The sequence below is a fragment of the Leifsonia poae genome (assembly GCF_027921845.1).
GTDB lineage: Bacteria > Actinomycetota > Actinomycetes > Actinomycetales > Microbacteriaceae > Leifsonia > Leifsonia poae.
The window spans coordinates 1-21,257 of record NZ_BSEN01000002.1; the positions used below are offsets into that span (position 1 = coordinate 1).

Here is a 21,257-nt window from a genome sequence, read left to right on the forward strand (position 1 = left end):
GACCGCACCGCCTCGGCCGATTCCGGGCGCACGACGTCGGCGAGGGCGACCGGGTCGGCGTATGGCACGGGGCCGCGCAGCGAGCCGGCCCAGGCGCGCGCGAGGGCCGCCACCGCGCGCCCCGTCTCCTCCTCGCTGTACGTGATCGGGATGCGCAGAAAGCGCTCGAAGGCGCCGTCCAGGCCGAAGCGCGGGCCGGCGGCCAGCAGCAGCCCGTGGTTGCGCGCGCCGAGGGCGAGCGCGGAACTGACCGGGGCGCCGATCCCGACCCACGCCGCGAGGCCGCCGTGCAGGTCGGGCACGATCCAGTCGGGGAACGTCTCGGCGAGCATCCGGCGCACGGTGTCCCTGCCGGAACGCAGCTGGACGCGCCGCTCCTCCATGATCGCGGGGAAGTCCGGCAGCATCCGGGCGACGACGAGCTGCTCGATCATGGGCGTTCCGAGGTCGGTCGACGGCTTGGCGGCGATCAGCTTGCGCACCACGGAGCGGTCGGCCCGGATCCAGCCGATCCGGAGGCCGCCCCAGAGGCTCTTGGAGGCGGAGCCGATCAGCAGCAGCGGCGCGTCGCCCGCCCGTCGCGTGCGGAACGACGCGATCGATGGGAACTCGCCCATCCGGTCGATATCGAGGTCGCCGGTCGTCTCGTCACCGACCACGATCGTGCCCTGCGCGGCGGCCGCGGCGACCACCCGCGCGCGTGTCTCCGGCGACATGGATGCACCGGTCGGGTTGTGGAAGTCGGGGATCAGGTAGGCGAGGGCCGGGTTGGCGCGCTGGATGGTCTGCTCGATCGCCTCGATGTCCCAGCCGTCCGCCTCGCCCGAACCACCCGCGGCTCCCGAACCGACAACCGGATGCGGCCCCGCCGGCCCCGCCGGCCCCGCCGGCCCCGCCGGCCCCGCCGACCCCGGCGGCGTCACCGTGATCGGCACCAGCCGCGCCCCGGCGAGCCGCAGGGACTCTGTCGCGTGCGGGTAGGTCGGCATCTCGATGAGCGCCCGGTCGCCGCGCCCGAGGAAGGTGCGCGCGATCAGCGCGATCGCCTGCTGCGCACCGACCGTCACCAGGATCTCCTCCGGATCGGTCGGCAATCCGCGGGACCGGTACCGCTCCGCGATCGCCTCGCGCAGGTGCGGAAGCCCCACGGGGTCGTAGCCCGAGCTCGGCAGGAAGTGTGGCAGCTCCTCCGCCGCGGCGCGGGCGGCGGCGGGCAGCGCGGTCGCCGCGGGGAGCGCCGCCTTGGTGAAGTCGAGCATCCCGTCGCCGCCGATCGGCGCGCCCTGCACGAGCACCGGTCCCGGCAGCCTGGTCACGCTGCCCGAGCCCCGGATGCTGTCGACGAACCCGGCGTCGCGCAGCTCGCGATACGCGGCGGTGACCGTGGTGCGGCTCAGCTCGAGGCGGCCGGCGAGGTCCCGCTCGGCAGGCAGGCGGGTGTCGATCGGCACGCGTCCGTCGAGCACGAGCAACCGGATGCGGTCGGCCAGCGCCTGGTAGTGCGCACCGTTTCCGCGCCATTCGCCGAGCAGGGTCTCCAGGGAGCGGGCGGTGAGCTGGGCATCCGGCATAAGGCCACCTTAAGCTAATTGGCATCTTGATCAAAGGCCAATTCTGAAATTGGATAGGAGAGTGAATCCCGCACTCCTCCTCACCCGCCGCGTCGTGCAGCTTCTGCTCGGACTGTTCCTCTACGGAATCGCGATCGCGATGATGGTGCGCGCCGGCATCGGCGTCTCCCCGTGGGACGTGCTCGCACAGGGGCTGTCGATCAAGACCGGGTGGGCGTTCGGGCTGATCACGAACGTCGTGGGGCTGGTCGTGCTGCTGTTCTGGATCCCGCTGCGCCAGCGCCCCGGGCTCGGCACCGTGCTGAACGTGCTGCTCGTCGGCCCGTCCGCGCAACTCGGGCTGTGGCTCATCCCGCAGCAGAGCGAGCTCTGGGCCGAGGTGCTGCTCTTCACCGGCGGGCTGCTGCTGCTCGCCGTCGCCACCGGGCTCTACATCGGGCCGCGCATGGGGCCCGGCCCGCGTGACGGGTTGATGACCGGCCTGCACGCCCGAACCGGATGGCCGATCTGGGCGGTTCGCACCGGCATCGAGGTGACCGTGCTGATCGTCGGCTGGTTCCTCGGCGGCAACGTCGGCGTCGGCACGCTCGCCTTCGCACTCCTGGTCGGGCCGCTCTGCAGCCTGACCCTCCCCTTCTTCGCGATCCGGCTCCCGCATGACGCTGCAACGGATGCGGCGGAGCGCGAACTCGAGGGCACGGCCGAGCAGTCGGCGGCTCTCGACGAGCAGGATGCCGAGCGCTTCGACGTGCGCGACGGCATCCTGCTCGAATCCGACTCCGGGTCCCGGATGCGCGCCGACAGCGCCGCGCGCGGCAACGTCATCCGCGAGCACCAGCCCGACCGCGGGCCGGCCGAGCGCCGCGCGCGTTCGGAACGCGACGGCGACACCGTCTCCCCGCGCCGGGCGGCGGCCACCGTCGCCGCGTACTGGCTCGACGACCGCCTCACCCGCCGCGCGAGCCGCGTGCGCCGCGCCGGCGCCTGAGCGCCGCGCCGCGCGAAGCCTCACGCACAGCGCCAACGCAATCGAGTCCGAAGTTGTTCACACGAATCGCGCGATTTCGACGCAACAACTTCGGACTCGATTGCGGTTGGGGTCGGCGGGCGGGCTCGGCTGAGCGCGCGCAACCCTAGAGGTTGCGGTCCGCGTAGACGCGGAGCGCGTCGCGGACGAACTCCGCACCGGCCTGGCCGCCGTAGTTCGCGCCGAAGCGCGGATCGGCGACGTACATCTCGCCGAGGCCGACGAGGTAGCCCTTGGTGGGGCCGTTCGCGTCGCTTCCCGGGGTGCTTGGAATGGCCGCGAGCCAGTCGAAGTGCCGCTGGGCGAGCGCCTGGGCGGCCTCGCCGTCGGGTGCCGCACCGCTGGTCGCCGCGGCGATCCAGTCGGCCGCGAGCCGCTTCTGCAGCTCCTGCCATTCCTTCTTCTCCGCCGGTGACTTGCTGCGCCACCACGCGTCCGAGCGCGCGTATGCCTCCTTGCCCCAGCGCTCCTCGACCTCATCCTTGTACTGGGTGTGGTCGAAGCCGTCGAGCATGTCTTCTGCCATGATCTCTTCACCTCCCTCCATGGCGTGGATGGTCGATTCGACCGACGCGATCTGCCGCGCCAGCCGCTCCCGCTCGTCACGCAACCACGTGAGGTGGTTACGCAGCGCGGGAGCCGCATCCGTCTGGTTCTCGAGGACCTCGGCGACGGCCGGGAGGCCGAGCCCGAGGTCGCGGAGCAGCAGGATGCGCTGCAAGCGCACGAGAGCGCCCCGGTCGTAGTACCGGTAGCCGTTGGCGCCGATGCGACTGGGCGGGAGCAGGCCGATGTCATCGTAGTGACGCAGCGTCCTGCTCGTCGTTCCGGCCAGCCGTGCGATGTCCTGGATGGACCAGTCCATCGTCGCCTCCTCTCTCGTGGTCGTGATTCCCACGGTAGAGGTTGACGCTACGTCAAGGTCAAGCGCGGCGCGAGCCCCGCTCAGCGCGCCGTCCAGCCTCCGTCGATCGCGAGCGTCTGCCCCGTGATCAGCGAGGCCGCCGGCGAGCACAGGAACGCCACCGCACCCGAGACCTCGCGCGGGACGCCGATGCGATGCAGCGCGGCGATCCGCTCGATCGTGTCGGCCTTGAACGCCGGATCGGAGAGCGCCTCGCTGGTGCCGTCCGTCTCGATGAACGTCGGCGCGACCGCGTTGACCCGGATGCCGTACTCGCCCCACTCGACGGCGAGGCAGCGCGTCATGTGCACGAGCGCCGCCTTGCTGATGCAGTACGACGCCTCGTCGGGGAGCGCCACCAGGCCGGCCTGCGACGCAATGTTCACGATGGCGCCGCCGCCGGACTCGCGCATCAGCCGCGCCGCGGCCTGCGAGAGGAAGAACGGCGCTCGGGTGTTCAGGGCCCACACGCGATCGAAGTGCTCCTCGGTGACGTCGATCGCCGGCTCGCTGATGCCGCCGCCCGCATTGTTCACGAGGATGTCGAGCCGCCCGAACGCCGCGGCGGCCTCCCGGATGGCGTGGATGCTGCCGTCGAGGTCGAGCACGTCCATCCGGAGTGCCAGCACGCGCACCCCGAACGCCTCGAGCTCGGCGACCAGGCCGCCGTCGTTGTCGGTGTCGCGCATCCCGAGAGCGACGTCGGCGCCCGCCCGGGCGAGCTCGACGGCGATCGCACGTCCCAGCCCGCGGGTTGCACCCGTTACGAGGGAGGTCGATCCGGCGAGGCTGAACGGCGACTCCGCCCGTGCCTCGCGTTCGTGGACGGTATCGGTCGTCATCAGCTGCTCCCTCGCGATGTCCGGATGGCGTGCACTCAGCGCTTGGCGCGCGCCGGAACCTTCTTCGTCTCCGTCGGCGGCTTCTCACCGGGCATCGGCGAGCCGCCGGTGCCCGACGGCGACGCCGGGGTCTGGCCTGCGTTCACCGGCGTTCCGGTGACCACCGGGATGACCGCGGGACCCGTCGCCGACCCGGCACCACGTGCACCGTGACCGTGCGTGTGACCCGTCGTCTTCGACGCCGGCTCGAGCGGTCGGCGCGCGACCGGCCGCACCGGCTCGCCGCGGCGGTCCTGACCAGGCAGTGGGCGGGAACGCCGGCCGTAGATGAGCGACGACGAGTCGAGCAGCCAGGGCACGAGCGCGACGGTCACGCCGTGGCACAGCATCAGCTGCTGACGGATGCGGTGGGCGCGGTGATTGTGCAGCAGCGACTCCCACCAGTGGCCGACGATGTACTGCGGCAGGTACACCGTGACGACCTCGGAGCCGTGCTCCTCGCGGCGGTGCTTCAGGTACTTGATCAGCGGGATGCCGAAGTCGCGGTACGGCGACTCGATGATCGTCAGCGGCACATGGATGTTCTGCTCGATCCACTGCTTCTGCAAGTGCTCGGTCGACTCGTCGTCGATGGACACGTGGACGGCCTCGATGGAGTCGTGCCTGGCCGCGATCGCATAGTCGAGCGCCTTCAGCGCCGGCTTCTGCATCTTGCCGACGAGCACGATGGCGTGGTCGCCGCGGCTGCCGAAGGTGGTGACCGGGTCGACCTCGATCTCCTTCTCCACGTCGCGGTAGTAGCGGTTCACGCCGAGCATGAGCAGCCACAGGATCGGCATGAAGATGAACACCAGGTAGGCGCCGTGGGTGAACTTGGTGATCGTCACGACGATCAGCACGACCGCGGTGAGGAACGCGCCGAAGGCGTTGATGCAGAGGCTGCGCACGATGCTCGAGCGCTCGCCCGACGGCACATTTCCGGATCGCAGCAGGCTGATCCAGTGCTTGACCATGCCGGACTGGCCCAGCGTGAACGACACGAACACGCCGATGATGTAGAGCTGGATGAGCTGGGTCAGGTTCGCGCGGTACACGAGCAGCAGCACGGTGGCGGCGAGCGCCAGCACGATCATCCCGTTCGAGTAGACGAGGCGGTCGCCGCGCGTGTTCAGGGACTTGGGCGCGTACGAGTCGCGTGCCAGCACGGAGCCGAGCAGCGGGAATCCGTTGAAGGCCGTGTTGGCCGCGAGGAGCAGCACGACCGCGGTCGCCGCCTGCACCACGAAGAACAGGATCGAGTTGTTGCCGAAGGTCGCGGCGGCGATCTGCGCGATCAGGCTGCGCTGCGGCGACGTGGCGCACTCGGCCCAGCCCTGCAGGTCGCACGGGTTCTCGGCGTAGTGCACGCCGCTGATGAGGGCGACCGCCGTGAGGCCGGCGAACAGCACGATCGCGATGCCGCCCATCAGGCCCAGCGTCTTGCGCGCGTTCTTGACCTTGGGGGTGCGGAAGGCCGGCACGCCGTTGGCGACCGCTTCGACGCCGGTCAGCGCACTACAGCCGCTCGAGAAGGCACGCAGCAGCAACAGGATCATCGCCGCCTGCCCGAGGTTCGCCGCGTTCACGCTGTACTGCGCCGACTCGGCGACCGGCGCGTCCCCGAACGCGGTGCGGATCAGCGCGGTGACGATCATCAGGAAGATCGAACCGATGAAGAGATAGGTCGGGATGGCGAACGCCTTGCTCGACTCGCGCACGCCGCGCAGATTGACCGCGGCGATCACGATGACGAAGAGCACGGCGAGCTCGACGCGCCAGTCGCCGAGGAAGGGGAGCGCGGAGATGATGTTGTCGACACCGGACGCGACCGACACGGCCACGGTCAGCACGTAGTCGACCAGCAGAGCGGAGGCGACGACGAGGCCGGCCTTCTCGCCGAGGTTCTTGTGGGCGACCTCGTAGTCGCCACCGCCGGAGGGGTACGCCTTCACCAGCTGCCGGTAAGAGAGGACCACCGTCACCAGCAGTACGACGACCGCCGCGGCCACCCAGGGCGCGAAGGTCAGGAACGCGAGCCCGCCGAGCAGCAGGATCATCAGCAGTTCCTGCGGCGCGTACGCCACAGACGAAAGTGCGTCGCTGGCGAAAATGGGTAGGGCGAGGTGCTTCGGGAGTAGCTGTCCTTCGAGTTTTTCACTCGGAAGCGGGTCGCCGATCAACCACCGCTTCGGGGATCTCCCCTCATTTGTCACGAGGGTCGAGACTACTCGCTGCCAATCCACTGTCAAGTCGGCGCGTCGCCCTCCCCGAACGTTGCAGCTCTGTAATAGATAGGAGCCGATGTCGCGCGCCGCGTCCTGGCGCGGTGCACAGCGCAAGCGCGCCCGACCCTGAGAGTCGGACGCGCTTTTGCCGTATGTTGCTGAGACCCCGTTCTGGGGGCGCTTTTCGGTGCCTCACCAGCGTTTCAGTGATCGTCAGCGGTTGTTCAGCGCCTCCAGGATGCTCGTGCGCACCCGGGCCAGTTCGAACTTGAGCTGCGGCACCACGTCGGCGGGCAGCGACCCCCTGGCAGCCTGCGACCGGATGTCGGTGCGGAGCTGCTGGCGGAAGTCGTTGAGCACCGCCTCGGCCTCGCGCATCGACGCCGTCGCCGCCTGACGGGTGTCGCGGAACTCCTGCCGGAACTCCTGGTGGGCGTCGCCGCTGACACCTCCGCCGCGCCGCGCCTCGCGTGCGGCCGACGCCAGGTCGGCCTTCAGGCTGCGCATGGCCTCGTTCACGCCGGCCCGCACCTCGTCGGCCAGACGGCGCACCGAGTCGGTGACCTCGTCTTCGATCGCGTCGAGTTCGTGTTCACGATCCGCGAGCTCGGCACGGCCGGCGTCGGTGATGGCGTAAACGGTCTTGCGCCCCTCCGTCGCCTTGGTGACGAGGCCCTCCTCCTCGAGCTTGGCCAGCCTCGGATAGATGGTGCCGGCGCTCGGACTGTACGTTCCGCCGAAGCGGTCGCTCAGCGCCTGGATCAGCTCGTACCCGTGCTTCGGCGACTCGGCGAGCAGGCTCAGCAGGTAGAGACGGAGGCTGCCGTGGGCGAAGACCGGGGTCATGCCGACGCTCCCTGGCCGTCGTCGTTCTGCGCTCTCGCGCCCTGGGCGGCGGAGGCGGCCGCGCTGCTGCGCAGCACGGAGACGCCGCCGGAGACGGAGTTGACGTTCACGTCGGCCCACGATCCGTCGAGGGAGCCGGCCGTGCCGGTGTAGGTGCGGCCGGGCATCCAGTTGATGAAGACGTTGTCGAGCTGGATCTTGCCGGAGACGGTGTTCACGTGGAAGCGGGCGCCGACGGCGTCGGGCATCCGGATGGTCACGTCGCCCGAGACGGTGTTCGTCGAGATGGAGTCGGGCGTTCCGCTGATGTCGACCAGCACGTCCGCCGACACCCCGTCGACGCTGAACCGAGGGATGTCCCCGGTGGCGATGACGTCGCCGGAGACCGTGTGCGCCGAGATCCGGCCGGTGTGGTTGCGCACCGAGAGCTCGCCGCTGACGCTGTTGAGCTCGAGGTCGCCGGTGAGTCCATCGACCACGAGGTCGCCCGAGACCGTGCTCAGCTTGGCGTTGGTATGAAGGCCGGAGACGAGGGCGTCCGCGGAGACGATGCCGAACTTGAGGGCGACGTCGCGCGGCACGAGCACGCTGACATCGGCCTTGGCGTTGCTGCGCATCGACTTGAAGACCTCGATGAAGTTGTCCCAGCGGAGCTGCGGGTGGTCGATCTCGAGCCGGTCGCCCTCGACGGTGATCTTGAGGTCACGCCCGGAGACCGAGTGGACTTCGATGCGCGCGCCGGGCTCGTCATGCCCGATGATGTCGATCTGACCGCCGATGAATCCGACCTTGAGCTGGCGTACCAGCTCGACGTCGATGATCTTGCTGTCGCCCGGCTCGATCAGCCATTTGTCCTGTGCCATTGTTGTGCTCCTGGTTGCCTGTTGCGGTGCCGCGCTGGGCGACCCTCGATGATTCGATTTCGGTGATTCGCGATATATCGCGTTGTTGACAAGGTCACGATATATCGCGTATGCCGGGCATGCAACCCCCACACGCCCATCCCGCCCCTTTTTCAGGGTCGCCTCAGGGTTCCCCCCGACCACCGGCCCCGGCCCGCCCCGTCGGTCGCTTCCGTTGAGGGGTGGCGAATGCGTCTAAACACGCCGGAGGAGCCCCGATTTGCCACCCCTCAACGAAATGAGGATGCGCGGCGGTCAGCGAAACGGGATGCGCGGCGTGGCGCTAGCGACGCTAGCGGGACTAGCGGCGGCCGCGGGGGCGCTGCAGCCAGGGCTGCAGCATCCGGGTGACGAAGGGGAGCAGCAGGTAGGTCATCGTCGGCGTCAGGCACAGCGTGGTGATCAGCACCGTCGCCAGCGGCCAGAGCTGGTGCCAGCCCGGGACCAGGTACACCGTGAGGTAGGTGAACGCCAGCGACAGCGGGAAGAAGCCGAGCCAGATCGTGACGGCCTGCTTCCAGCGGGGCGGCGGAGCAGCCACGCCCGGCTGGGGAGCGTCGAACCATCCCTCGATGCCCGTGCGGCGTTCGACGCGGGCGACCTCGACGAGTTCGCGGCCGTCGTAGAGCCAGCCGGCGCGATCCTCGGAGGCCTCCCAGGCCTCGAGCGTTGCGGCATCGGCGAAGCGGTAGAGCATGTGCCACTCGTCGGAGTCGTGGCGGGCCCGCACCCAGCCGGAGCCGAGGAAGCCGTCGTAGCTGTTGGCGAGGTTGACGCCCGCCTGAACCCAGTGCGTGACTTCGGGCAGGCGCGACTCATCGACGCGACGGGTGATGGATACGGTGACGGGGAGGCGGTGCGCTCGTGGCGCGTCCTCGAGAGTCTCTTGTGGAGGCATGCATCAATTGTCGCCGATCGGGATTACCGGCAGATTTCGCGGGGCGGGCGACCGTCAGCGGGCCGCCGCGATCACCGACGGACCTTCGCGCACGACCAGCCGCGGCGCAACCAGACGGTGGCGGGGATCGGTCACCTCGGTGCCCGGCCTCACGCGGCCGCCATGCGCGCCCGTGAGCAGCTCGAGCACACCGGCCGCCACCTCGTCGAGCGGCTGCTCGACGCTCGAGAATCCGATGGACGCCGCAACTGGTGTGTTGTCGTAGCCGACGACCGGGATGCGCCCTCCCGCGGCCATCAGCGCACCGAGCGCCAGCGAGTCGCTCACGCACACCACGGCGTCGACCGTGCCGGCGGCCTTCTCGAGGCGGCGCATCGCGTCCGCTCCGTCGTTCACGCCGTCTTCGGCCGCCACCTCGAGGGTGCGCAGCCCCGCGTCGCCGAGACCGCTGCCCTCCCGCATGGCTTCGAGCCAGCCGCGGCGGCGGTCATCACCCGTGCCCGACCCGGTCGGCCAGCCGATGAAGCCGACCCGTCGTGCGCCGGTCGTCAGCAGATGCGTCGTCGCCTCCCGCAGGCCGTGGCATCCGTCGACGTCGACCCAGAGGTGCTCCGGGTCGGCCATGTCGTCGATCCCCCATGGACGTCCGAACGTGACGAACGACTGCCCGTGCTCGATCAGCCACTCCGTACGCGGGTCGCCGTGGAACGTGGACGTCAGCACGAAGGCGTCCACGTCGGCGCCCTCGCTGAGGCGCTGGAACTGCGCGATCTCGTCTTCGGGTCCTGTGGCCGTGAAGAGGAGCATCCGGAGGTTCTTGCGGTCGGCCTGCTCGGTGAGCGCGTGCAGGAACCGGTCGAGGATGCTGCCCGAGATGCCGTCGGTGGTGATCGGATCGAGCCGGATGCCGATGGTCGAGCTCTTCTGCGTGCGCAGCCGGCGGGCCGAGGCGTGCGGGCGGTAGCCGAGGTGCGTGATGGCGTGCTGCACGCGCTCACGGGTCTCCGGCCGCACCACATCGGGCGCGTTGAGTACGTTGGAGACGGTCTGCCGTGAGACGCCGGCGGCGTCGGCGACATCGCTGATCGTCGGCTGGGCTCCCATGCGCCTCCCTCCGCGGTTTCCGCCCATCGTCCGGGCCATCCTGCACCGCTCGCGCTCCGGCGGGCGGCTTTGATCGTTCAAAGCTGAGTAGAACGATACATCCGGCACCGCTTGACACCTTCCGAAAAGCGTGACTATGGTGGCAGCGCCCCAATTTGATCGTTCAAAAGCACCGTAGCACTGGCTGATTTGATCGATCAAACCCCGTACCGCGACCAGAGGAGGTCTGATGCACGCCACGCGCGCAGCGTCCCTCCCCGCCCGGTCCTCCGCCCCCGAGAGCAGCCCGTCCCCCCGGCTCCTCGGCGGCACCGGCACCCCCCGCGGCAGCGGCACGCCCACCGGCACCGGCACGCCCTCCGGCAGCGGCACCCCCACCGGCAGCGGCACGCCCACCGGCAACGGCAGCGCCCTCCCGACCTCGTCGACCCACCCCCTCGTGCGCCCGCTCACCCGGCGCACTCACACCAAGGAGAGAACAACAATGCAACGAAGCACCCATCGCTGGTTCGCGGGAGGCGCCGTCGCCGTCGCCGCTGCGCTCGCCCTCACCGCCTGCGGCTCCGGATTCAGCGGAAGCAGCAGCGACTCCACCGGCAAGCTCACCTCGTCGAGCAAGGCCCTCACGGTCATGATCGGCTCCAGCGGCGATGCCGAGACCGCGGCGGTCAAGTCGGCCGTCTCCGACTGGGCGTCGAGCTCGGGCACCAAGGCGTCCGTCGTCGCCGCCAGCGACCTCAACCAGCAGCTCTCCCAGGGGTTCGCAGCGAAGAAGCCCGCCGACGTCTTCTACCTGTCGACGGATGCGCTGGCCGGCTACGCGTCCAACGGCTCGCTGCTCGCGTACGGTGACCAGCTCACCAACAAAGACGACTTCTACCCCAGCCTCGTGAAGTCCTTCACGTACGACGGCAAGTTCTATTGCGCGCCCAAGGACTTCTCGACGCTGCAGCTCGTCGTGAACACCGACCTGTGGAAGGCCGCCGGGCTCACCGACGCCGACTACCCCAAGACCTGGGCCGACCTCGAGTCCGTCTCGAAGAAGCTCACCACCGCCAAGACCGTCGGTCTCGGCATCTCGGGTGAGTACGCCCGCATCGGCTCGTTCATGACCCAGGCCGGCGGCAACCTGATGAACGACGACAGCACCAAGGCCACGGCGAACAGCGACGCCAACGTGCAGGCGCTCACCGAGGTCAAGAAGATGCTCAACGACGGCGACCTCAAGTACGCCAAGGACCTCGGCGCCGGATGGGGTGGCGAGGCATTCGGCAAGGGTCTGGCCGCGATGACCATCGAGGGCAACTGGATCACCGGTGCCATGCAGGCGGACTACCCCAACATCAAGTACAAGGTCGTCGAGCTCCCCAAGGGCCCGGCCGGCAACGGCACGCTGCAGTTCACCAACTGCTGGGGTATCGCAGCAGACAGCCCCAACCAGGCCGCCGCGCTCAAGCTGGTCGAGAAGCTGACCAGCAAAGACGACCAGCTCGCCTTCTCGAAGGCGTTCGGCCCGATGCCGTCGATCAAGTCGGCTGCTGACGACTGGAAGTCGGCCAACCCGGCGCTCGTCCCGTTCCTGACCGCCGCCGACTACGCCAAGGGCGTGCCGACCGCGAAGGGCTCGGCCGACGTCGTGACCGACCTCAACAGCAAGCTCGAGACGTTGAAGACGGGTGACCCGAAGGCGATCCTGGACACGACGCAGAAGAACCTCGAAGCGCTCCTCAAGTAAGGAACGGTCACCGCAACCATGTCGAAAACCACGAGTCGGTCTCGTCGCTCCGGAATCCGGCGCGGCGAGGCCGCCTCGGGGTGGTTGTTCACCGCCCCGGTCATCATCCTGCTCGGCGTCTTCCTCCTCATCCCCGTGCTCATGGCGCTCTGGGTGAGCTTCTCCGACTGGGGCGGCCGGGGCAGCCCCTTCTCCTCCGACGTCGACTTCGTCGGGCTGAAGAACTACCAGACCCTCCTCGCCGGCGGCGGGCTCGCCGAGCAGGACTTCGGCTTGTCGCTGAAGAACAACGCCTGGTACGTCGTGCTGGTCGTCCCGATCCAGACCGCGGTCGCCCTCGGCCTCGCCGTCATGGTGAACCGCGCGATCCTCCGCGGACGCGGCTTCTTCCGCACCGCCTTCTACTTCCCGTCGGTCACGAGCTCGGTCGCCATCACGGTGCTCTGGCTGTTCCTGTTCGGCGCGACCGGCGCCGTCAACGAGGTGCTCTCCTGGTTGGGCATCAACGGCCCCAACTGGTTCAACGACCCCGACGGCATCTTCCACAACTTCCTCGAGATCTTCGGGGTGACCTCCGGGCCGGCTGCACTGACGCAGAACACCTTCCTCGGGGTCTCGTGGTGGGACTGGCTGGGCGGCCCGTCCGTCGCGATGAGCGCCTTCGTGCTGCTGGCCGTCTTCACCACCGGCGGAACCTTCATGCTGCTCTTCATCGCCGCCCTGCAGAACCTCGGCGGCGACATCACCGAGGCAGCGATGATGGATGGCGCCAACGGCTGGCAGCGCTTCTGGCGCATCACGCTTCCGCAGCTGCGCCCGACCCTCTTCACGGTGCTGACACTCGGTCTCATCGGCTGCTGGCAGGTGTTCGACCAGATCTACACGGGCACCAAGGGCGCACCGAGCAAAACGACCCTCACGCCGGCCTACCTGTCGTACACGACGGCCTTCACGAATCAGGAGTGGGGCCAGGGCGCCGCGATCGCGTTCATCCTGTTCGTGATCATCGTGGTCTTCACGCTCTTCCAGCGCTGGGCGCTGCGTGAGCGCCCGGTGTCCAAGCGCCGGATGCGCCGCTACGGCATCCCGACCGACGGCGGCTCCCGTGGTGGCCGCGGCGGCGACGGTCCGGGAATGAAGGTCGCTGCAGGCGTCGCCACCGAACAGGCACTCAACGGACGAGGGACGATCGGATGACCATCGCAGCCAAGCCGGCGGATGCCCGCACCACGAGCGACCCGGCCCTGACCTACCGCGGCGGCCCGCAGAAGCGCCAGCGCTCCACCGGCACGGTGGTGGCGACGTCGATCACCTACGCGATCCTCATCGTCATCGCGATCGTCTACATCATGCCGTTCCTGATCCAGATCGCGACCTCCTTCAAGACCGACGCGGATGCGACGGCGAACCCGGTCTCGCTCATCCCGCAGACCTGGACCACCGCCGCGTACACCAAGCTGTTCCTGAACTCGGACTTCCCGACCTGGTTCAAGAACTCCGTCATCGTGACCATCGTCGTCACACTCGGCCGCGTGTTCTTCAACTCCCTCGCCGGTTACGCCCTCGCGCGCCTCCACTTCCGCGGGCGCGGCGTCATCTTCGCCGCCCTGGTCGCCGTGATGTCGGTGCCGATGGTGACCCTGCTCATCCCGAAGTTCCTGGTGATCAACCAGCTCGGCATCTACGACTCCTACGCCGGCATGATCATCCCGTTGCTCACGGATGCGGCGGGGGTCTTCATCATGAAGAACTTCTTCGAGTCGATCCCGCCCAGTGTCGAGGAGCAGGCGCGCATCGACGGCGCCGGCACCTTCCGCGTGTTCTGGTCGATCGTGCTGCCGATGGCGCGCCCGGCCCTCATCACCATCGTGATCCTGTCGTTCCAGGGTTCGTGGAACGAGCTGGCGCACTTCATCATCTCGACGCAGGATCCGGCCCTCACCACCCTGACCAAGGGCGTCGCCGGTCTCGCGAGCGGGCAGCTCAGCCAGGGGAACCAGTACCCGATCAAGCTGGCCGCGGCCGCGATCATGACGATCCCGGTGGCCGTGCTCTTCTTCATCTTCCAGCGCCGCATCATGAACTCGAGCGAGGGGGCGGTGAAGGAGTGACTGCCGCACGACCGACCATCGTGGCCACCTGCGGCGGCCTGAATCCGGGCTCCTGGACCGACGCCGTCTACGGTCCGCTCCTGCTGCACGCGATCGAGCTGGCGCGCGTCGAAGGGCGTGCTCCCCGTGTGGCGCACCTCAACACCGCCGGCGGCGACCAGCGCTCGATCGAAGGCACGGAGCTCGAAGCCGCGCGTGCGGCCGGCGTGGACGCGTCGCACATCCGGTTCTTCCCGCACCCGAACATCGAGCACCTGCGCGAGCATGTGCTGAGTCAGGACGTGATCTGGGTGAGCGGCGGCAGCCTGGTGAACCTCCTCGCCGTCTGGCGCGCGCACGGTCTCGACGCGATCCTCGCGGAGGCGTGGCGCGCGGGCGTCGTGCTGGCCGGAGGCTCCGCCGGCGCGCTCTGCTGGCACAGCGGCGGCACGACCGCATCGTTCGGCCCGCAGATCAGTGCCGTCGCCGACGGGCTGCGATTGCTGCCCGGCTCGCTGGGCGTGCACTACGACTCCGACCCGAACCGCCGCATCGCACATCAGGCCGCCATCGCCGCGGGCACCATCCCCTCGGGCTACGCGCTCGACGAAGGCGTCGGGCTCGTCTACGAAGACGCGAGCCTCGTCGATGTCGTGGCCGAGCGCGCCGGACAGTACGCCTGGCGCGTCGACGCGGCCGACGGCGTCGTCGACGAGACGCGGGTCACGCCCCGCCTCCTGGCCGACGCAGTCCCTTCCCCATCCCCCACCGACCAGCCCAGCTATCAGGAGGCGTGAACGCCACGATGACCACCCCGCTCCAACCCCTGCTCCACGACAGCGTGGTGGTGCTCACGGCTCCCAGCCAGGCCTGGTCGACGGCTGACGGAACCGTCGACGGACACGGCATCCACGGGTTCTACCACTCGGACCTGCGCGTGCTCGACGGCATCGAGCTGACCGTCGGCGGCAGGCGCACCGAGCACATCGCCACCGCGACGCCGGATGCCGCCACCGCGGTCTTCACGTCGCTCGCGCGGGCGATCGACGACGCCTCCGCCGACCCGCGCGTGCGCATCGACCGCCGCCGCGAGGTGCGCGCCGGCCGGATCACCGAGACCATTGTGCTGCGCAACGCGCTGGGCACCGCCGTCCGCACCCAGGTCGGGATCGCGCTCCGCGCCGACTTCACGCCGATGCAATCCGTCAAGGCGGGACTCACCGGCAGCGAGCATCCGGTGCGCGCCGTCGCCGGGCCGGATGGCGTCACCTTCACGTCGGGCGCGGTGACCGCCACGCTCACGGCCTCCGACGCCGGGGTGACCGTCGGCGACGCGGATGCGACGGTGAGCTGGTCCGTCGAGGTGGCAGCGCATTCGTCTGCGACCCTCGTCTGGCAGCTCGAGGTCGACGACCCGTCGGCGGTCGTCGCCGGCGCCGCGCCATCGCCGGCCTGGAAAGCGGTCAGCGCCTCCACGGGCGACTCCCGCCTGGCGGCCTGGCTGCAGCAGGCGCTCGGCGACCTGCAGGGTCTCCGGATGTCGACCACCCAGCGGCCCGATGACGTCTTCCTCGCCGCCGGAGCCCCCTGGTTCTTCACCCTCTTCGGCCGCGACTCCATCTGGGCGGCCCGGATGCTGCTGCCGCTCGGCACCGACATCGCTGTGTCGACTCTGCGCATCCTGGCCGCGCTGCAGGGCACGAAGGTCGTGAACGAGACAGCCGAGCAGCCCGGCAAGATCATGCACGAGCTGCGACCGGCGGCCCTCACGATCCCCGGCGAGGGCGTGGTGCTTCCCCCGCTTTACTACGGCACGGTCGACGCGACCGCGCTGTGGGTCGTGCTGCTGCACGACGCGTGGAAGTGGGGCATGCCCGCGTCCGAGGTCGAGTCCATGCTGCCGAATCTCGAAGCAGCCCTCGCCTGGATGCGCGACTACGGCGACAGCGACGGCGACGGCTTCCTCGAATACGTCGACACGACGGGGCACGGCCTGGCGAACCAGGGCTGGAAGGACTCGGGCGACTCGATCCAGTGGCGCGACGGCACGCTCGCGGACGGCCCGATCGCGCTCTGCGAGGTGCAGGCGTACGCCTACGAGGCCGCTGTCGGCGGCGCGGCGCTGCTCGAGGCGTTCGGTCGCCCGGGAGCCGACGAGTGGCGCGCATGGGCCGCCGGCATGAAGGAGCGGTTCGCGGCGTCGTTCTGGATCGCCGACCCGGCCGGCCCGTATCCGGCGATCGCCCTCGACGCCTCGAAGCGCAAGGTCGACACGGTCACCAGCAACCTCGGGCACCTGCTCGGAACGGGCATCCTGGACGATGAGCACGCGGCGCTGGTCGCGCAGCGCCTGGTCTCGCCGCAGCTCGACTCCGGCTACGGTCTGCGCACGATGTCCAGCGACTCCGCCGGATTCTGGCCGCTCAGCTACCACGGCGGCTCGGTCTGGGCGCACGACACGGCGATCGCGATCACCGGGCTGGCGCGGGACGGGTTCGGCGCGGAGGCCGAGCAACTGGCCGACGGGCTGCTGCGCGCGGCCGAGGGCTTCCACTACCGCATGCCGGAGCTGCACTCGGGTGATTCGACGTCGGACACGGCGTCGCCCATCCCGTACCCTGCCGCGTGCCGACCGCAGGCCTGGTCGGCCGCGGCGGCGGTCGCGGTGCTCACGGCGCGCCTGGGTCTCGTCGGCGATGCGCAAGCAGGCACACTGACGGTCGACCCCATCCCCGGCGTCGGCACAATCGAGGTCGAGGGGCTGCGGTTCGGCGGCGAGGTCGTGAACCTCGCTGTCGACGAGGACGGCGTGGTCACGCGCAGCTGAACCGGGTTCGTCGTATGTGGCGGCTCCGGGATTCCGGGGTGGCGGAGCGCGACGGACAGGCGGATGCTGGGGCGATGTTCGAGGGATTCGAGGTCGCCGACATCGACGTGGGGGACGCGGTCATCCACGTGCGGCACGCGGGCGACGGCCCGCCCGTGCTGCTGCTGCACGGGCATCCGCGTACGGGTTCGACCTGGCACCGCGTCGCTCCCGCCCTCGTCGAGCAGGGTTACTCCGTCGTCGTCCCCGACCTCCGCGGTTACGGCGCCTCCCTCGGGCCCGAGCCGACGCCCGACCACACGGCCTACTCCAAGCGCGCGATGGCCGGCGACCTGCGCACGCTGATGCACCGGCTCGGCCACGAGCGGTTCGCCGTCGTCGGGCACGACCGCGGCAGCTACGTGGCCCTGCGGCTCGCGCTCGACCATCCGGAGTCACTGGAGCGGGTCGCGCTGCTCGACTGCCTGCCGATCGTCGAGCACCTCGAGCGCATCACGCCGGAGTTCGCGACTGCCTGGTGGCACTGGTTCTTCTTCGCCCAGCCCGCGACGCCGGAGCGCGTCATCCTGGCGGATCCCGACAGCTGGTACCACGGTGATCCCGACCGGATGGGGCAGGAGAACTACGACGAGTGGCGGGCGGCCGTCAACAGACCCCAGGTCGTGCGCGCCATGCTCGAGGACTATCGCGCGGGACTCACGGTCGACCGCGCCGCCGAGGAGGCCGACCGTGCCGCGGGCAGGAAGGTCGAGGCACCGCTGCTGGTGCTGTGGTCGCTCGACGACGACCTGGAGGACCTGTTCGGCGACCCGCTCCCGATCTGGCGCGACTGGGCGACGGATGTGCGCGGACGCGGCATCCGGTCGGGTCACCACATGGCAGAGGACGCCCCGGCCGAGCTCACGGATGCGCTGGTGGCGTTCCTGCGCGAGTGATCAAGCGACGACGAACGGCGCCGGACGGCGCCGGACGGCGCTAGAGCTGCGCCATGATCTGGCGGGCGATCACGCGGCCCGCGCGATTCGCGCCGATCGTGCTGGCCTGCGGGCCATACCCGGCCAGGAATATCCGCGGGTCCTGCCACGAGGCGCCGGAGGCGACCGTCAGCCCTCCGGACTTCTCGCGCAGCCTGAGCGGTGCGAGGTGGCGCAGCTCGGGGCGGAAGCCCGTCGCCCAGATGATCGCGTCGGCCTCGGTGAACGAGCCGTCGGGCCAGCGCACGCCGTCCTCCTCGATCGCCGTGAACATCGGCCGTTCCACCAGCACCCCGCGCTCGATGCCGGCCGCGATGCGCCGGGTCTTCGGTACGCCGGTGCCGCTGACGATCGACGGGAGCGCCGCTCCGGCGCGAGCCGCCGCATCCTGCGCCGCCACCGCGGCGACACCGCCCTCGATCGTGAGCTCCGACTCGTCTTTGAACTCGACCGGACGCCGCGCGGCCCAGGTGACGCGCGCGGCGACGTTCTCGAGTTCGAGGAGGAAGCCGATCGCAGAGGTGCCACCGCCGACCACGACGACCGACTGCCCGGCGAACTCCTCGGCGGAGAGATAGGAGGAGGTATGCACATGCCTGCCCCTGAATGTGTTCATCCCCGGGTAGTACGGCACGAACGGGGCGCCCCAGGTGCCGGTCGCGTTGACGACCATCCGGGCCCCCGTCTCGCCGCGGGTGTGCTCCACGATCAGGTCGGCCCCGCGGTCGAAGATGCTCGTGACGGTGACGGGGCGCTGCACGTCGAGGCCGAAGTGTTCTTCATACCGCCGGTAGTATCCGGCCACGATGTCGCGCGCGGGCAGCGAGCGATCGGCCGTCTCGAAGCTCAAGCCGAGCTCGGACATTCCCGGAAGATCATTCACGTGGTGGGCGCTGCCGAGCTTGAGGGCGTCCCAGCGATGCTGCCAGGCGCCACCCGTCGACGGACCCCTGTCGTAGATGATGAAATCGGCGCCGGGAGTGAGTTCGAACCGCCGCAGGTAGTACGCGACAGCGAGGCCCGCCTGGCCTGCTCCGACGATCACCACCTGGGTGTCGGTCCTCGTCGTGGTCACGCGCTCATCCCATCACTTCTCGCTGTGCGTGAACCCGGGGTTCCCCAGGCACCACATGCTAAACTAGCCCCTAGTTTTCATTGTTCCTGTTCGGATTCCCGGGTGGCTCATTGCCCACCCGGCCTGGCACCGTAAGGGGGTCACGCATGGGGCGCGGCCGTCAAAAGGCAAAGCACACCAAAATCGCGCGCGAGCTGAAGTCGTTCAGCCCAGATGTGAACTACGACGCGCTCGAACGGGAGCTCACCGGACATTCTCATCACGACGACCAGTACGCTGCGTGGGCCGACTACGAGCCCGAGGGCTATAAAGGCGACACGTACGAAGACGAAGACCAGCCGAAGCGCGCGTAGCGCTCGCTGATCACAGCCAGCCTTTCTCTGCGGCGACCCCCGCCGCCTCCGAGCGATTGCGCGCGCCCGTCTTGCCGATCGCGCTCGAGAGGTGGTTGCGCACCGTCCCCTCGCTGAGGTGCAGCGAGTGCGCGATATCGGTGATCGTCCCTCCGCGCCCGGCGACCACGAGGACCTCCGTCTCGCGCGGAGTGAGCGGGGAGCTGCCCGAGGCGAGCGACTCCGCCGCGAGCGTCGGATCCACGACGCGCAGCCCCGCGGCGACCCTCCGCACGGCGTCGGCCAGCCGGTCCGACGGCGTGTCCTTGACCACGAATCCGGATGCTCCCGCCTCCATCGCCCGTCGCAGGTAGCCCGGCCGGCCGAACGTCGTGACGATGAGCGATCGGCACGACGGCACCGCCGCGCGCAGAGCGGCCGCCGCCTGGATGCCGTCGAGTCCCGGCATCTCCACGTCGAGCAGCGCGACATCCGCGGCCGAGGCGCGGGCGGCATCCACCACGTCGTCGCCCCGGCCGACCTGCGCGACCACCTCGAGGTCCGGCTCCAGGTCGAGCAGCGCAGCGAGCGCGCCGCGCACCAGCGCCTGATCGTCGGCCAGCAGCAGCCGGATGGTCTCCGTCACGCCTTTCCCTTCCGTACGGTCAGCCGAACGCCCCCGCGATCGCTCGGCCCCACCAGCACGCGCGCGCCCACCTCGCGGGCACGCGCCGTCAGTCCGTCGAGCCCGCTGCCGGAGACGGCGGCCACGAGCGGCGCCCGCTCTGCTCCGACGGCGCCGACCGCGGCCATCCCGTGCCCGTCGTCGTCGATCTCGAGGCTGTCGGCGGTCACCGTGACCCAGCAGTTGCGCGCCCCCGAATGCCGGATGACGTTGGTCACCCCTTCGCGGAGCACCCAGCCGAACAGCTCGCGCAGCCCCTGGTCGACGGAGTCACCGTTGCGGGGCAGGTGGGCGGCGATGTCGGCGGCGGCGAGCCCGGCCTGCGCCGCCGCGAGCTCGGTCGAGAGGCTCATCTCGCGGTAGCCGGCCACCGCGCCGCGCAGATCGGCGAGCGCCGCACGGGAGAGACGCTCGATGTCCGCGAGCTCCGCCTCCGCGCGCGCTGGGTCGATGGGCACCAGCCGCCCGGCGAGCTCCGACTTGACCGTCACCACCGTCAGTGAGTGCCCCAGCACGTCATGCATGTCGCGGGAGAACCGGGCGCGCTCCTCGACGACCGCCAGCCTGGCCACTTCGACCTGCGCGGCGCGCAGCTCCCGCACGGTCGACAACTGCCGGTTGAGGCCGAACATCATCGAGGCGACCGAGAAGGTCACGATCGCCGAAAAGGCGGCGGAATCGCTGAATCCGGTGACGATCCCATAGGCGATCGGGGGCAGCACCAGCACCAGCGTCGCCACGGCCATCAGGGCGAACTCGTCGAAGACGGCGCCCGCGGCAACGGCCACCAGTGCCGAGAGCCAGAACGCAGTGCTCCCCATCAGGAAGAAGAACACCAGCGATCCGGCCCAGAGCAGCACGACGGCCAGGATGCGCGTGCGCCGGGGTGCGCCCCAGCACAGCGGCGCCATCACGATGAACGCCGCGTAGAACACGAGCAGCAGCACACTGGTGACGATCTTCATGGCCGGCGAAACCGCTGAACTCCACACCGCGATGAACGTCAGCACCTGGTACAGCAGGCCGAACGACGCTCCGATGTACCATCCTCTGGCCTGCGGGTTGAGAATCCTCGCGCGGGCGGTCTCCCAGCGGCTCTCCAGAACCGAGGGCCGCCGAGGCTGCTCGGTGGCGACCACATCCATGGCTTCAACTGTAGACCGCCGGGCGGAGGCGGACGG

19 protein-coding genes are annotated in these 21,257 nt (G+C 69.7%); 8 read left to right on the forward strand and 11 right to left on the reverse strand.

Annotation, left to right across the window (positions count from 1 at the left end):
* The coding region (gene yczR, locus PKE84_RS03215; RefSeq protein ID WP_271175770.1) for a MocR-like transcription factor YczR at positions 1–1,571 on the reverse strand (1,571 nt) is incomplete at its 3' end.
* Between the two features lie 61 nt (positions 1,572–1,632).
* Between yczR and yczE the strand changes: the two genes are divergently transcribed.
* Entirely contained in the window at positions 1,633–2,559 is a 927-nt protein-coding gene (gene yczE / locus PKE84_RS03220) for a membrane protein YczE (protein ID WP_271175771.1), read from the forward strand.
* A 145-nt stretch (positions 2,560–2,704) separates the two neighbouring features.
* Here the strand turns inward: yczE and PKE84_RS03225 are convergent, their stop codons facing one another.
* From PKE84_RS03225 to PKE84_RS03255, 7 genes are all read right to left on the reverse strand, one after another.
* Positions 2,705–3,463, reverse strand: a complete 759-nt coding sequence (locus tag PKE84_RS03225) for a MerR family transcriptional regulator (RefSeq protein ID WP_271175772.1) — start codon at positions 3,461–3,463, stop codon at positions 2,705–2,707.
* Between the two features lie 80 nt (positions 3,464–3,543).
* Positions 3,544–4,344 carry an SDR family NAD(P)-dependent oxidoreductase gene (locus tag PKE84_RS03230; protein WP_271175773.1) on the reverse strand — a complete coding sequence of 267 codons (801 nt, stop codon included), beginning with the start codon at positions 4,342–4,344 and terminating at the stop codon, positions 3,544–3,546.
* Between the two features lie 35 nt (positions 4,345–4,379).
* Positions 4,380–6,563, reverse strand: coding sequence for an APC family permease (locus PKE84_RS03235; protein WP_271175861.1), 2,184 nt, complete (start codon positions 6,561–6,563; stop codon positions 4,380–4,382).
* A 258-nt stretch (positions 6,564–6,821) separates the two neighbouring features.
* Positions 6,822–7,454 (reverse strand): PadR family transcriptional regulator, encoded by a 633-nt coding sequence (locus PKE84_RS03240; RefSeq protein WP_271175774.1) that lies wholly within the window; start codon positions 7,452–7,454, stop codon positions 6,822–6,824.
* Complete coding sequence (locus PKE84_RS03245) at positions 7,451–8,317, reverse strand: DUF4097 family beta strand repeat-containing protein (protein WP_271175775.1); 867 nt, start codon at positions 8,315–8,317, stop codon at positions 7,451–7,453. The genes PKE84_RS03240 and PKE84_RS03245 overlap by 4 nt, the downstream gene beginning before the upstream one ends.
* Positions 8,318–8,657: 340 nt before the next feature.
* Complete coding sequence (locus tag PKE84_RS03250) at positions 8,658–9,254, reverse strand: antibiotic biosynthesis monooxygenase (protein WP_271175776.1); 597 nt, start codon at positions 9,252–9,254, stop codon at positions 8,658–8,660.
* Positions 9,255–9,308: 54 nt separating this feature from the next.
* Positions 9,309–10,358 (reverse strand): LacI family DNA-binding transcriptional regulator, encoded by a 1,050-nt coding sequence (locus PKE84_RS03255; protein ID WP_271175777.1) that lies wholly within the window; start codon positions 10,356–10,358, stop codon positions 9,309–9,311.
* Positions 10,359–10,842: 484 nt separating this feature from the next.
* On the opposite strand from PKE84_RS03255, the gene PKE84_RS03260 reads away from it, so the two are divergent.
* Genes PKE84_RS03260 through PKE84_RS03285 form a run of 6 tightly spaced genes read left to right on the forward strand, consistent with a single transcriptional unit; the run spans position 10,843 to position 17,945 of the window.
* Positions 10,843–12,093 (forward strand): sugar ABC transporter substrate-binding protein, encoded by a 1,251-nt coding sequence (locus tag PKE84_RS03260; RefSeq protein WP_271175862.1) that lies wholly within the window; start codon positions 10,843–10,845, stop codon positions 12,091–12,093.
* 18 nt (positions 12,094–12,111) lie between these two features.
* Positions 12,112–13,290 (forward strand): carbohydrate ABC transporter permease, encoded by a 1,179-nt coding sequence (locus PKE84_RS03265; RefSeq protein WP_271175778.1) that lies wholly within the window; start codon positions 12,112–12,114, stop codon positions 13,288–13,290.
* Positions 13,287–14,204 carry a carbohydrate ABC transporter permease gene (locus tag PKE84_RS03270; protein WP_271175779.1) on the forward strand — a complete coding sequence of 306 codons (918 nt, stop codon included), beginning with the start codon at positions 13,287–13,289 and terminating at the stop codon, positions 14,202–14,204. Before PKE84_RS03265 ends, PKE84_RS03270 begins: the two co-directional genes overlap by 4 nt.
* Positions 14,201–14,980 (forward strand): Type 1 glutamine amidotransferase-like domain-containing protein, encoded by a 780-nt coding sequence (locus PKE84_RS03275; protein ID WP_271175780.1) that lies wholly within the window; start codon positions 14,201–14,203, stop codon positions 14,978–14,980. The genes PKE84_RS03270 and PKE84_RS03275 overlap by 4 nt, the downstream gene beginning before the upstream one ends.
* Positions 14,981–14,988: 8 nt before the next feature.
* Positions 14,989–17,010, forward strand: a complete 2,022-nt coding sequence (locus PKE84_RS03280; RefSeq protein WP_271175781.1) for a glycogen debranching N-terminal domain-containing protein — start codon at positions 14,989–14,991, stop codon at positions 17,008–17,010.
* Between the two features lie 38 nt (positions 17,011–17,048).
* Positions 17,049–17,945: an alpha/beta fold hydrolase gene (locus PKE84_RS03285; RefSeq protein WP_271175782.1), complete on the forward strand. Its 897-nt coding sequence runs from the start codon at positions 17,049–17,051 to the stop codon at positions 17,943–17,945.
* Between the two features lie 40 nt (positions 17,946–17,985).
* On the opposite strand, the gene PKE84_RS03290 is transcribed toward PKE84_RS03285, so the two are convergent.
* A complete protein-coding gene (locus PKE84_RS03290) occupies positions 17,986–19,059 on the reverse strand; it encodes an NAD(P)-binding domain-containing protein (RefSeq protein ID WP_271175783.1) in 1,074 nt (357 codons plus the stop codon).
* Between the two features lie 146 nt (positions 19,060–19,205).
* Here PKE84_RS03290 and PKE84_RS03295 point away from each other — a divergent pair, with 146 nt between their 5' ends.
* Positions 19,206–19,412, forward strand: coding sequence for a DUF3073 domain-containing protein (locus PKE84_RS03295; RefSeq protein WP_271175784.1), 207 nt, complete (start codon positions 19,206–19,208; stop codon positions 19,410–19,412).
* 10 nt (positions 19,413–19,422) lie between these two features.
* Here the strand turns inward: PKE84_RS03295 and PKE84_RS03300 are convergent, their stop codons facing one another.
* Both PKE84_RS03300 and PKE84_RS03305 read right to left on the reverse strand, forming a co-directional pair.
* Positions 19,423–20,037 carry a response regulator transcription factor gene (locus PKE84_RS03300; RefSeq protein ID WP_271175785.1) on the reverse strand — a complete coding sequence of 205 codons (615 nt, stop codon included), beginning with the start codon at positions 20,035–20,037 and terminating at the stop codon, positions 19,423–19,425.
* A complete protein-coding gene (locus PKE84_RS03305; RefSeq protein WP_271175786.1) occupies positions 20,034–21,221 on the reverse strand; it encodes a sensor histidine kinase in 1,188 nt (395 codons plus the stop codon). The genes PKE84_RS03300 and PKE84_RS03305 overlap by 4 nt, the downstream gene beginning before the upstream one ends.
* Between the last annotated feature and the right edge of the window lie 36 nt (positions 21,222–21,257).